Here is an 11,990-nt window from a genome sequence, read left to right on the forward strand (position 1 = left end):
GCTTCGGTGGTGACGGTCAAGGTTGTCTGGGTCTCCTTCACTTGACGACGCCAGAGGGGATGACGCCGTTCACGCGGGCGAGCGGTTCAGGGACGACCACCGGCCTTACCGGCGGGATGTGCTCGACCGGCCTCACGCTCTCCACGGGCGTCGGACCGGTCGGCTTGACCGGCTCCGGGACGGTGGTGGCCGGCTTGGTCGAGAGCACCAGCTTCACGAGCGCCATGAACGCCAGCGCCGGGACTGCGGCGAGGAGGCCACCAGAGAAGCCCGGCTTGGCGACCGCGAGCTGAGCGGCCAGGGACAGCGCCACCGCGGACAACAGGACGGTGAACGGGTACAGCACCGACTCACCGGTCCGGCGTCGGCGGCGGATGACGAGTGCGCAGGCGATCGGGACGAGCTCGGAGATGACGGCGTTTGCCCAGCCGAACCAGCCCGGGGTGCCGGCGGGTGAGTTGGCCATCGTCCAGTCGTGGACGTGGGTGAACGAGGCCGCGCCGGCGACGGCCGCGACGACGAGCAGGATCAGCACCAGGACGGCATTTTCGGCGTGCCGCATCAGAACTGGTCCTCTGCGGCGAGCCGCGTGTGGAGCCGCCGGGCGGTGTTGACGATGTCGGCCTGGTCGCCGGTGCAGTACGGGCAGGGCAGGTGCGTCGAGCGGTGGGAGAGGTCGAGGCAGCCGCGCCGGTTGGGGCGAGGACGTCGGGTTCGCATGGTGTCGGGTCCTCTCGCTATCGGCGTGCGGGGTTGATGGGGACGCGGATCCAGTCCGGTGGCTTGCCGGTGGAGGCGACCGCTTCGGACAGGCACCGCCAGAGCGCCCAGGCCTCGGCGGGGGTGAGGTACATCCGCCGGCGGCCCGCACCCACGGCGAGGTAGAGGTCTTCGCCGTCGGTGACCCGGACGGTCACGGCGGATGATCCGGCCGTGATGTGGGGTGCGCGGAGCCGGTAGAACCGGCGGTCGTCGGTCATGCCGGGTCCTCGTCGAGCAGGCCGGCGAGGCTGTCGGGCAGCAGCGGCCCCGTGGTGCGCTTCTGCTTGTTGGTGTGGCGTCCCTGGCGCGGGATCGGCGTCGGTTTCGGCTTCACGACCTCGGGTGCGGCGTAGGTGGTGGCCATGTCGCGGATCTCGTCGTCGGTGACGTACGCGAACCGAACCCGTTCCGGTTCGGGCCGGTCGTCGAGGACGACGTATCCGATGCCGCGCATGGACGGCCGCGCCGACAGCTGGTCGCAGAGCGCGCCGCGGGCGCGGGAGCCTTGGCCGAGGACGAGGTCGACGTGGTTGGGTTCGTTGAGCCGCAGCGCGATCCGGGTCGGGAAGAAGTCGCGTAGTTCGACGACCTCTTTGCGCGGGTCCTGGGTCGCGCCGATGACCAGCACACCGAGGCCGGCCCCTTGCGTGAGCAGCATGGCGAGGGCGGCTTTGGCCCGGGTGCGGAGGTCGACGTCTTGCAGGAGCGCGACGAGCGCGAGGATTTCGTCGACCATGAGCACGTACAGCGGTTCGTCGAGGGTGGGCGTGTGTGCGCGGGTCTTGCCCTGCATGCGGGCCTGCCGGTCGCGCATCACCTGGACCAGTTCTTCCAGCATGGCGACCATCGGCGGAACGGTGGCGTACTCGTACCGGCTGAACAGCTCCCGGCCGAGGGACAGCTCCACGCCGCCCTTGGGGTCGATGCCCCACAGCCGCACCAACCCCGACCGGATCGCCGGGGCGAGCGCCCGGATCAGCGACCACTGCACCGAGCCCTTGCCCGCGCGGGTCGCGCCGACGATCAGGACGTGGGTTGCGAGGAGCCGCAGGACGTACCGGACGAGGTCCTCACGCAGGCCGAGCGGCAGCGCCTCCAGATCGGTGGTCTCCGGTACATCGAACGCCGGGACGGTGCGGCGCAGCGGATCGCGGCGGACGAACACGAGCCAGACGAGCCGGGGGCGGTCCCGGTAGCGGACCTGGTCGACCAACCGCAGCAGCCACGACCACCGGCCGCGCCGGGTCGGTGGGTTGTCGCGCCGGCCGGAGTAGACGCGGCAGATGCGGGCGTTGAACGAGTACGCCAGGTTCGCCGCCGCCGCGTGATAGTCGTCCGGGTTCTGGCCGCGCGGCATCCGCAGCACCACTTCGTCCGTGGCGTACGTGCAGCGCACGCGCAGCAGCCGCGGCACGTTCAGCTTGCCGTCGAACCGTTCCGCGAGGCGGCAGACGGTCATGGCCTCGCGCCAGTGCAGCTGGTACACGAACAGCCGCTGCCACCAGGACAGCACCGGCAGCACGACGAACCGTTCACACCACGGCCGCCAGCGCCACCACCACACACCGACCGTGGCGCCGGCGACCCCGGCAACCAGCGTCAGGATCTCCCAGCCCTGCTCGTGCCAGAGCCACAGCGCCGCGGTCAGCAGCACGAGTGATGTGCGGTTGCGCCACAGCACCGGCATCAGCCGGACCGCGGCCGTTGCGACGTGCCACAGCAGGAACGGCACGACGAACCACATGACCAACCACCACGGCATCGGCAGCGACAGCCGGCGGAAGTTGACCAGCGGGACGTTTGTCTTCAAGGTTCGACCCTCCCCAGAGACGCTGCTCAACCGACCGCCGCCAGGCACGCGAACCGACCGCGGTGGTCGCGGCGGAAGGCGAGGAGCTGGAACGGCATGCCGGTGAACAGGCGTGTGAATCGACCGCGCGCATCGCGCGCAACAGGCATGAGCAGCTGTGTCTGGCCGGGGCAGGGTTGGCGACGCCAACCCGATCTGGGCATGATGAAACCCGCCTTCCACACCTCAGCAATGGGCTTGGTTGGCAGCGGGGCGGTCCGGCTTCCTACGGCTTACAGACCGCCCCGCGCTGTCTTCCTGGTCAGGCGGCCTTCCGCGCCTGAGCCGACGAGCGGAAGCCCGTCGCGCGGTACGAGTACGCGAGCCGCCCGGTCGGACCGACGTACGGGGTGACCGTCATCCCCTCGAACTCCACCGGCGCGAACGGCGCCCCGTTGTCCGGGACCGGCTGCACCGCGGCGGAGATCTTCACCGCCACCTCCCGCGACCGGCCCGCAAGGTCGGGGTCCATGTCCACGACCCGGACCGTCCATACCCGCGCGCCGGTCAGCTTGTCCAGCGCGGGCGTGCGGGCCTTCGTCACCTCGTTGTAGTCCTGCGCCTCCACGATCGAGTCCGGCACAAGCACGCATCCAGCAGGGAAAACGTCCTCGAACCGGATCGAGAACCGGCTACCACCCTTGAGCGCCACGGAGTTCCTCTCTGACAACCGCTTAACTTGTTATGTGTGACTCGAGTGTAGCGATGAAACCTAGCTTGTTAAGTGTTAGGACTGAGAAATTCGGTCGATGGCTCACATTCGAGTAATGCGAGCCATCGACCTAAGCAATCGAGAACGAGTCCTCGAACTCGTGCCGGGATGGCGGCACCGCGATGTCCAGCGCGAAGGCAGGCCGGCCGCCCCGGGCGTACACGGCGAACAACGCCGTGAGCAGCCAACCGTCAGGGTCGACGTCGAGGAGGTCGGCTTCCTCGTCCGTGGCCGGGCGAGCCGAGATGCGCTCCGTGATGTGGTCGAAGTGCATGCCCTTGCGGACTGCCAGGTGCTGGAGGACGCCTTCGGCGAGCGGCGTGGTGGAGCCGATGCCAGTGCCCTTGGCGAGGTCGAGCGGCACGTACACCGTGCCCAGCTCCACCGGCCCCAGCCCGTCGACGCTGACCAGTCGGCGACGGACCACTACTAGGTCGCCCTCGTCGAGGTCGAGCGCGGATGAGGCGCGGGCGGGGGCAGGAAGTTCGCCGACGTCGAGAACCCTGAGCCGGCCCTCCACCTCACTGGCGAGCAGGGATGCCGCATGTGCCGGCAGCGACCTCGGTTCGGCAGGCTTGGACCGCACGAATCGGCCCTTGCCCTGCTGCGTGTCGATCCAGCCGGCCTGCCGCAGGATCTCCAACGAGCGCACGACGGTGGGCCGCGACGTGTCGAACTCACCCATGAGCGCCGTCTCGCTGGGCAGCATCTCACCGGACGCGTACGTGCCGTCCTCGATGCGGGCCTGCAACGCGTTGACGATGGTTATGTACTTGGGAGGTCTGTACTCGATCGGCACGGAGACCCGCCATTCGAAGACGACAACATAGCTTGTCAAGACCTTAACTGTGAGAGTGTCGTGCTGTCGATCCTTCGGAAGGATGGGACTAGTACGGCACGGCGAAGCCCCGGCACCAGACGATGCCGAGGCCTTGTTCGTCAGTCCGCGACGGCCGCGCGGAGAGCGTCGATGTGCCGACGCCACACCGCTTCCATCGCGCTTTCGTAGCTGCGCGAATCCACGTCATCGACTCCCGGCACGCCGGCTTCGACCGCTGCGACGTACTCGCACGTGTACTCGTACAGCGCCCCGCGCAGGCTGTCGCCGTACCAGCGCTGCTGTCCGGAGTTGAGCGCCTCCCAGCGCCGGGCAGCGTCGTCGATCACGAGCCGCCGGTCGTCCTGGTCGGTCAGCCGGTTGCCCTGGACACCAACCGTCCTGTCGTCGTCGACGTGCGCGACACGGCCGACGAGGGGGAGAAGCGCGATGGCGATCTCCAACCGGAGCGCGTCACCGCGAAGGTCGTCTTGCACGATCATGCTGCGCCGCCCTTCCACGTGTTCCGGGCGTCACCCGGAAGTGCCACGATGGGTGGCGGTCCCTCGGTGATAGCAGCATCGAGGGGCCGCCCCACGTCCATCGCTTGTTGTCAGGCCCGATCGAACTCGCCGCCGCGGGCGCCGTCGACGAACGCGTCCCACTCGTCCGGCGTGAACGCGAGCACCGCGCCGTTGGGGTTCTTCGAGTCCCGCACCGCGATGAGCGGCCCGTCGAGGCCGGTCACCTCGATGCAGTTGTCGGAGTACGGACCGCTCTTGCTGCTCTTGACCCAGGTCGCGCCGGTCAGGTCGACGGTCACGCCGTCCTTGGTCAGCTGCATGGTTCCTCCTTGTTGTTCTCCGCCGGCTCCTTGTTGGCTGGCGGCGTCTGTTGGGCGGCCATCAGCGCGCGCAGCTTCGTCGCGTACGCGAGTGCCTCGTCGCTGAGCCGCTCTGCTGCCCGGATCGCGCTGTCCCATGCGCCGCCGAGCCCGAAGTCGATGACCACGGTCGCGTCGTCGTCTTTGAGCACGAGGACCGGGTCGCCGTCCTCGTCGACCGCACCCCACGACCGCAGCGTCCGGACATCGAGGTCGAGGTCGGGTTGCGGTGCGAGGGGCACCTCCGCCACGCGGAACGTTGTGGCTCTCATTGGGTCGCCTCCGTCTCCTGGCCAAGGCTGTTCTTGTCCAGAGCCGGCGGGCCGCCGCAGTCGATGCACGGCCGGACCGCGTACACCACGACGTCTTCAGCCGCAGCCAGTGACCCCCGTCGGCTCACCAGCTTCACACCGCGTCCTTCACACGAGCGGCACTTCGAAGTTTCGCGGTAGACCGTCACACGCCACCGCCGTTGGCACCCTGGACCAAGACCGCCCGAAACATAGATGAAGCGTCTACCCATCCATGCCCTTCACCCCGGAAAATTGTTCCGGGGTCAACTCGGAGGGTGGTGCGACGCTTACCGCATGCGTGGGATGACGAACACCTTGACCATCGGCGAGCGGGTCGCCTGGTACCGCCGCCGGCGCGGCATGTCGCAAGAGGTCCTCGCCGGTCTGGTCGACCGCACCGAGGACTGGCTGAGCAAGGTCGAGAACAACCGCATCCAGTTGGACCGGCTCTCCGTCATCAAGTCCCTCGCCGACGTGCTCGACGTCGCCCTCGCCGACCTGGTCGCCGAACCATCCCTCGTCTCGTGGACCAGCGACAGCGGCATGCGCACCGTCCCCGCCCTGCGCGCAGCGCTGATGGACTACCGGAAGGTAACGCCGTTCGGTGCGGGCTCCACTGTTGAGCCGCCGGCGATCGACGTGTTGCAGCTGGAGTTGAAGACGCTCTGGGACGCGTACCAGGACGCGCGGTTCGGGTACGTGACCGGTCGCCTTCCGAGCCTCATCGCGCACGCCGAGGCTGCGGTGAGTGCGATGTCCGGTGACGCGCTCGACGACGCGCGGCGGGTGCTCGGCCTCGCGTACCAGCTCGCCGCTGTGCAGCTGACGAAGATCGGCGAAGCGGACCTCTCCTGGATCGCTGCTGACCGGGGCCTCGGCGCGGCCCGAGCCGCTGGCGATTTGGTGCTGACCGGGACGTTGCTTCGCTCGGTTGCACACGCGCTCCAGGCGACGGGCCGCTACCGCGAGGCAGTACAGCTCACCAACGACGCGGCGAACTACCTGGAGCCGCACCTCTCTAAGGCCACGCCAGAACTGTTGTCCGTGTACGGGACGCTGTTCCTCGCTGGCTCGATCGCGGCCGCCCGCGCCAACGACGCCATCACTACCCGGACCTTCCTGGCAGCCGCCGACGAGGCCGCGCAGCGTCTCGGCCACGACGCGGAACCACCTGTGGACAGCGTTCGGCCCGACCAACGTCGCCATCCATCGCGTTGCCACCGCCGCCGAGCTCGGCGACATCCAGGTTGCCGTGGACCTCGGTCCGCGCGTCGACACGTCCGGCCTGCCGATGGAGCGCCGCGTACGCCACTCACTCGAAGTGGCCCGCGCCCTCAGCGCCTGGAACCGCGCCGACGAGGCACTCGACACCGTGCTCGCCGCCGAGAAGATGGCCCCGGAACAGGTCCGCTACCACGTGCTGAGCCGCCAGCTGGTCCTCTCCTGGATCCGTCACCAGCGCTCGAAGCCCTCAACGGTGCTGGTCGACCTCGCCCGCCGGCTCGACGTCATGGACTGAGCGCGCCCGCCTGGAGCCGCCTACTGTGTTGGCGTGACGCATGCCGACCAGAGCACCCCGGCGACCACCATCCCCGCCGAACACCGCGCCGACGTCGAAACCCTGTGGGACTACCACAACATGCACCACGAACTACGCCCCTGCGACATCGGCATCGGCCTCGGCAGCCACGACCTAGGCGTCGCCGTCATCGCCACCGACCTCTACCACCGCGGATACTTCCCCCGCATCGTCTTCACCGGCGCCAACGCCCCCACCACGATCGAACGCTTCCCCCGCGGTGAAGCCGTGCACTACCGCGAGTACGCAATCGCGCACGGCGTTCCGTCTGATGCGATTTTGGTTGAGCCGGTGGCAACCAACACTCAAATGAACTTCCAGATGACGCGTGCCCTGTTCAACAGTAGCAACATTCCTAGCTCCGCCATCGTTATGTCCCGCCCATACCAACAACGCCGAGCATTTGCAACGGCCAAGAAGGTTTGGGAGGACTTAGACGTTTTGTGCGCCTCGAATCCTTTGCCATTCGACGACTACGTTGAGAGTATCGGGGATGTTGCGAAAGTTATCAATATGCTGGTGGGCGACACGCAGCGAATCGAAGTGTACGCCAATCGGGGTTTCGCAATCGCTCAAGAGATCCCGCCTGCCGTACAGCGTGCATACCAGCGACTCATCGACGCTGGCTACACTAGTCGCTTGCTAGAAGACGGTTAGGCTCGAAATTGACTGGCGCCTGACAAAATGGTGACCCGGTAGAATTTACGCGGAAGGCAAGCCGTAGTGTTGTGCGATCAACATGAAGGCGGCGGTCACAACCGGCTTTCCGGCGTCTGCGAGGTATCCGACAAAGCGTTGAAACGCTCCGCTGACCTGTTCTGGAGTTGCGTCAGGGCTCGAAGCTTCCTGTAGAGCCGAACGGGCCTCGCCAGCGGTTTCATTTGATAGTGGGATCCTATCGATGTTTTCAAGCAGGGTTCGAGCGAAGTTGGCAAGCGCAGCGGGATCTGTTCCGACTGTAACCTGCTGCGTAAAGTTGGTTCCGCTCATCACGAGGGCCCCGCTGCTATTGATCGTTCCAACACTGACATTGAAGGTCGGATTCGATCCACCTCTGTTGCCGACAAAATCAGACACATTCTCTCCGTTCTCAATGCAATCCATGCCAAGTGGTGTGATATTAGCGCGGATCGGCCCAGTGGCGCCATATGCTGACACGCCCTTAATGAGATCCTTTTCGACTAGATAGGCCGCCGCTCGACCAATTTCGGCCAGCGTGAAGGGGGAGCCCTCATGCTGTGCGTATGCCGACTCGGTGAACTTGCTGACAAAAGCCATATTAACGCTCGTCAAATGCTGTTCGTAGAGCCAGCGGAGCAGGGCGTTGCGGGCGGCTCTCACGCGGAGGACGGGGTCAGAAGCTCGGGCACGTCGCTGCTGGACCTCACGAATGCCATGACCAGTCAAGCGTGCAGCAGGGTTTCCCATCCCGGAAACGTTCTGAATTAAACCCTGCGATGCGCAGTAGCTGACTATCCCCATAGCGGTTCCGAGGTCGGTCCCTGTCTCCGTCATGAACTCAGTTAAGCCTACGGAGACGTCCGACCTGCCTTGCGACTTTGTGTAGATCCAGTCCAAAGCTTGGCGTTGCAGGGCTTCGAAGCCGGTCACGTAGCTTCCTTTGCAGGAGGTCAGAGTTCTCTACATCGGCCGAATATGCCGCGATGTAGCGAATAGTAGGGCAGTGATGGCAGAAGGCCCGCCGTTTGCAATTATTTCTGCCAACTCGCTAACGCGCTGTTCTATCATGTTGGGATCGCCTGTTGGCTTCGCTAGCTCAGACGTGATCTCTCGAAGAATTCGCTTCGCGGCTGGCGTATGGGACTGTGAAATGCCGAGACTTGGCAGTTCGGCGATCAGGACTTGGGCGAGCCTGGCGACAGAATCGAGTTGGGCACCTCCAGGCGCACCCTGCACGAAGTTGCTTCCGGAGACGACCATTGCGCCGTTGTTTTGAATGGTCCCAATACTCGTATGCTGTACCGACCGTGAGCTTAGGAATCTCGCGACGTTTCCGTCGTATTGTTCGGCGCAGTCAATTCCGTCAGCCGTCAATTCGGCGCCGATTCCTACGAACTCGGCACTGTCAACGGTGGTGACTAGTTCGCGAGATTTTAGGTGGGTCATCGCAGCATATACTTCGTCCCTTGTTAGGTGATCGTTTTCGAAAAACGAGTAAGTGCTCTCTAGGAATAGATCCGTCTCGGGATAATGAATACCGCTGTGGGTTTGTTCGTAAAGCCAAAGTATCAGGCCGTTGCGTGCGGCAGCGGATCGAAGTCGAGGGTTGGATCGCTTTGCCTTGCTTTCTTCAACAAGCTCGATGCCGGTGACCGTTAAGACTGCACACGACTCGTCAAAATCCGACCAATCGTCGATGTGGCCTTGGCGCTCTAGCCGTTTGAGTATGTCACGAATGGTATCTTCAGTGACTCCGCTCGCGCTCGCGAATGCGGCGCAGCCGACGGGCACAGACGGCCTGCCTTGCGCCTGCTCATATACCCACTCAAGTACGCGTTCGGGCATACCTGTCATGGATTTTACGCCCATGGCACTACTACCGCCCTCTCATGTGGCCCTGAGTACGGTACAACGTCCGACCGGTGAAGCGTCGACAGCACATACATGTCGTCGTCGTGTCTGTGTGTCTAGTCCCACCACATGCTCGACGCATCTGTCCCAGCACCTCCGCGACAGTCGGCCTCGGCTGTTCGGTCATCCTGGTTACGTTCGGTGATGCGTGTGCGTCCGTGGTGGCGCACGCACATGCCGAATCGAGGACACCGGTCCGATCCTGAGTCAGGCGATTGTCTGGCGCTCAGCCTATCCACCGGCACAAGCAGCGCATCGTTGCCCTCATTACGGTCCACAATGGACGGACTGGCTATCGGAATTCGCTTCACAGTTACAATGGGTTGCCATAGCCTGTCATCCACTACGACCAGAGTTTGCTCAGCTTTGGTCTCTAGGATGCTGCGCCCAAGGAGAGAACCTTGACTGGCTCGCTCGATCCCCAGGTCCGAGACTTCGAGCGTCAGTTGGACGAAGCTCTGGCCGCACGGCCAACAATGCAGTCCGGCGGGACAGAAGCCCTGCGTATCGCCGCCGGCATCGTCGAGCATGCGAGCGCTGAGCGCCCCGAGCTCGGTGCGCACCTCTCGCATGGCCTCCAGATCCTCGCTCCAACACTGATCGGCAGGTCACCAGGGGCCGAAATTGACGTGGCCACGCTGGTGTCCGACCTGGAGTTCGCCGGGCGATACCATCAATTGCGCGACCTGCTTTACTACACCTACAACGCTCCGGGTACCGTGTCGTGGACTTTCGACGCAGGTCATATCGAGATCCGTTTCGCGGACGCGTCGCTTCCTCGACAGTTCTTCATTTCCTACAACAGCTGGTTCGTCGACTCGATCGAGGCGTTTTCCGACAAGAGTCGCGCGAAAAAAATTAAGGAACTTCTGCACGGGCAACCTGAGTTCGAGTTGACGCAAAAGGTGCTTGAAGCGGCAAAACTCATCGAAGCTGAGGTGCAGCAGAAGGTCGAGCTGTATTTTGATCTTATCTCCGACTCGACGGTGACGGCCGGTGAGTACTCTTATCAAGATTTTGTCGCGGTATATAGAGCGCTACTCGCAAAGGCGCTCTATCATCGTTACCATTCAGACGCGAATGGTGCGCGAGGCACATTGTCGATGCCGCTAAATGTACTCGCGAGTGACATCGAAGCGTCGGTGCCAAATGTTCCTGCGTCTACTGCCAGACAAGTAGTGGCCGACATCGCATACGGCGCGGCGGCGCGCCACAAGCGTCTCAATCCGGTCTACTTCTCCTTGTATCATCTTCCCGAGACCGATGAGATCCTCATGCTGCCGCACCACTTCGCCCTATGGGAAGGCTACATTAGCTTCCTGAGGATTGTGGCTCTACGCAATCCGCAACTGTTCTTGCGAAGTTTTAGTGGCCAGATTGGGGAGTCCCTTGTGCGGCGCCTAGCTGGCAGCTTCGAGCGCGCTGGATTTCGGGTACGCACGAATGTCCCCCTAGCAACCTATAGCACGGAGCTGCCAGATATCGACTTGTTGGTCATCTCGGAAGAGCGAACGCTCGGTTATGCAGTTCTTGCTTGTGAGGTGAAAGCCCCAATACCGCCTAGCTGGGCGAAAGATCAGCTTAGGGTTCTGGAGCCTGACAGCATTGCCAAGTCATTCGGGCAGCTTGAACGCATAAGCGCGTTTCTCGGATCAGATGAAGGCGTCGAGTTTCTATGCAATCAACTACCTCAGGCCGGAATACCGGACTTTGACGAGTTCGCCGTGCTGACGTGGACTGTAGTGGCCACATCGGACAACGCAGGTGCGTTCTTTGCTGACCGAGGAACAATCATCGACTATCGAACGCTGGAGCGGATTCTGAGGCGATGTGATGGTGACATACTCTACGTGCTTACTGCGCTTAGAGAGTTCCCCAACTGGGCCGACAGCTGCTTCGAACCAGCAATGGACAGTGTCCGAGTTGGAGATTTGGACGTCTCGTACGAGGGTATTGCCATCAAGCACCTTATGGAATTTCCGCAGAATGAATTTCGGAGCGTGGATGCGGCGGGAATGATGGTACACGGCATGTTGGAGGAAGGTCATCGGCCATTGGATGTCTTCCGCGAGAAGGGCGTGGACTTTGACGACGGGCGGAAAGCCGTCACGTTTGGTGAAGGCAATGACAGCACTCGCTAGGAGCGAAACGGCACGGTACACGCACGCGCCGATGTAGTGCTCGCCTGCTTCCAGTAACACTCCTACTCGACTGGATCCTGGTGTTGTGTCTGCAAGGCACCTCGGCGTCATCTGTCGCGATCCGGGCGCGTCCTCGTCACCGACTGTTAGCGGCTCCACGCCTCCATCCCGGTGGGCACGTCGAGCATGAGGTGGGACGCGAGTGTCAAGCGTCAGCCGGGACATGACAGTCGTCGTGTCTGCGGCGTTGCCGAATTTAGCTTTACTAGATCAAGGCGCCTTCGGCGCAGGCCCGGACGTGGTTACCCGGCTCGGCGGGCAAGCGGCGCCCGGCCCTGCGGGCCGGCGCCGGAAGCCCGCTC

At 63.9% G+C, this 11,990-nt stretch carries 14 protein-coding genes and 1 pseudogene; 4 read left to right on the forward strand and 11 right to left on the reverse strand.

Annotated features, from left to right (window positions below):
- Nucleotides 1–37 precede the first annotated feature (37 nt).
- From AB0I21_RS42485 to AB0I21_RS42525, 9 genes are all read right to left on the reverse strand, one after another.
- Complete coding sequence (locus AB0I21_RS42485; protein WP_360569336.1) at nt 38–562, reverse strand: DUF2637 domain-containing protein; 525 nt, start codon at nt 560–562, stop codon at nt 38–40.
- The gene (locus AB0I21_RS42490; RefSeq protein WP_360569337.1) at nt 562–720 is read right to left on the reverse strand and encodes a hypothetical protein; all 159 of its coding nucleotides are present in this window, start codon (nt 718–720) and stop codon (nt 562–564) included. Before AB0I21_RS42490 ends, AB0I21_RS42485 begins: the two co-directional genes overlap by 1 nt.
- A gap of 17 nt (nt 721–737) precedes the next feature.
- Nucleotides 738–980 (reverse strand): spread protein, encoded by a 243-nt coding sequence (locus tag AB0I21_RS42495; protein ID WP_360569338.1) that lies wholly within the window; start codon nt 978–980, stop codon nt 738–740.
- On the reverse strand, nt 977–2,572 hold the full coding sequence (locus tag AB0I21_RS42500) for an FtsK/SpoIIIE domain-containing protein (protein WP_360569339.1): 1,596 nt from the start codon (nt 2,570–2,572) through the stop codon (nt 977–979). The genes AB0I21_RS42495 and AB0I21_RS42500 overlap by 4 nt, the downstream gene beginning before the upstream one ends.
- Before the next feature lie 301 nt (nt 2,573–2,873).
- Nucleotides 2,874–3,263 (reverse strand): transcriptional regulator, encoded by a 390-nt coding sequence (locus tag AB0I21_RS42505; protein ID WP_360569354.1) that lies wholly within the window; start codon nt 3,261–3,263, stop codon nt 2,874–2,876.
- Nucleotides 3,264–3,393: 130 nt separating this feature from the next.
- Nucleotides 3,394–4,161: a GntR family transcriptional regulator gene (locus tag AB0I21_RS42510; RefSeq protein WP_360569340.1), complete on the reverse strand. Its 768-nt coding sequence runs from the start codon at nt 4,159–4,161 to the stop codon at nt 3,394–3,396.
- Between the two features lie 101 nt (nt 4,162–4,262).
- Nucleotides 4,263–4,643, reverse strand: a complete 381-nt coding sequence (locus AB0I21_RS42515) for a hypothetical protein (protein WP_360569341.1) — start codon at nt 4,641–4,643, stop codon at nt 4,263–4,265.
- Nucleotides 4,644–4,753: 110 nt separating this feature from the next.
- The gene (locus AB0I21_RS42520) at nt 4,754–4,984 is read right to left on the reverse strand and encodes a DUF397 domain-containing protein (RefSeq protein ID WP_360569342.1); all 231 of its coding nucleotides are present in this window, start codon (nt 4,982–4,984) and stop codon (nt 4,754–4,756) included.
- Nucleotides 4,975–5,295 carry a hypothetical protein gene (locus AB0I21_RS42525; protein ID WP_360569343.1) on the reverse strand — a complete coding sequence of 107 codons (321 nt, stop codon included), beginning with the start codon at nt 5,293–5,295 and terminating at the stop codon, nt 4,975–4,977. The genes AB0I21_RS42520 and AB0I21_RS42525 overlap by 10 nt, the downstream gene beginning before the upstream one ends.
- A 381-nt stretch (nt 5,296–5,676) precedes the next feature.
- On the opposite strand from AB0I21_RS42525, the pseudogene AB0I21_RS42530 reads away from it, so the two are divergent.
- From AB0I21_RS42530 to AB0I21_RS42540, 3 genes and pseudogenes are all read left to right on the forward strand, one after another.
- Nucleotides 5,677–5,754 (forward strand): annotated as a pseudogene (locus AB0I21_RS42530) (hypothetical protein); the annotation flags it as partial.
- An 814-nt stretch (nt 5,755–6,568) separates the two neighbouring features.
- Nucleotides 6,569–6,835 (forward strand): hypothetical protein, encoded by a 267-nt coding sequence (locus tag AB0I21_RS42535; protein WP_360569344.1) that lies wholly within the window; start codon nt 6,569–6,571, stop codon nt 6,833–6,835.
- A 33-nt stretch (nt 6,836–6,868) separates the two neighbouring features.
- Complete coding sequence (locus AB0I21_RS42540) at nt 6,869–7,552, forward strand: YdcF family protein (protein ID WP_360569345.1); 684 nt, start codon at nt 6,869–6,871, stop codon at nt 7,550–7,552.
- A 45-nt stretch (nt 7,553–7,597) separates the two neighbouring features.
- On the opposite strand, the gene AB0I21_RS42545 is transcribed toward AB0I21_RS42540, so the two are convergent.
- Nucleotides 7,598–8,506, reverse strand: a complete 909-nt coding sequence (locus tag AB0I21_RS42545) for a hypothetical protein (RefSeq protein WP_360569346.1) — start codon at nt 8,504–8,506, stop codon at nt 7,598–7,600.
- Nucleotides 8,507–8,536: 30 nt separating this feature from the next.
- Entirely contained in the window at nt 8,537–9,445 is a 909-nt protein-coding gene (locus AB0I21_RS42550) for a hypothetical protein (RefSeq protein WP_360569347.1), read from the reverse strand.
- Nucleotides 9,446–9,888: 443 nt separating this feature from the next.
- Here AB0I21_RS42550 and AB0I21_RS42555 point away from each other — a divergent pair, with 443 nt between their 5' ends.
- Entirely contained in the window at nt 9,889–11,628 is a 1,740-nt protein-coding gene (locus tag AB0I21_RS42555) for a hypothetical protein (RefSeq protein WP_360569348.1), read from the forward strand.
- The last annotated feature ends 362 nt before the right edge of the window (nt 11,629–11,990 follow it).

The sequence above is a fragment of the Dactylosporangium sp. NPDC050588 genome (assembly GCF_040654975.1).
In the GTDB taxonomy this organism is placed as follows: Bacteria; Actinomycetota; Actinomycetes; order Mycobacteriales; family Micromonosporaceae; genus Dactylosporangium; species Dactylosporangium maewongense.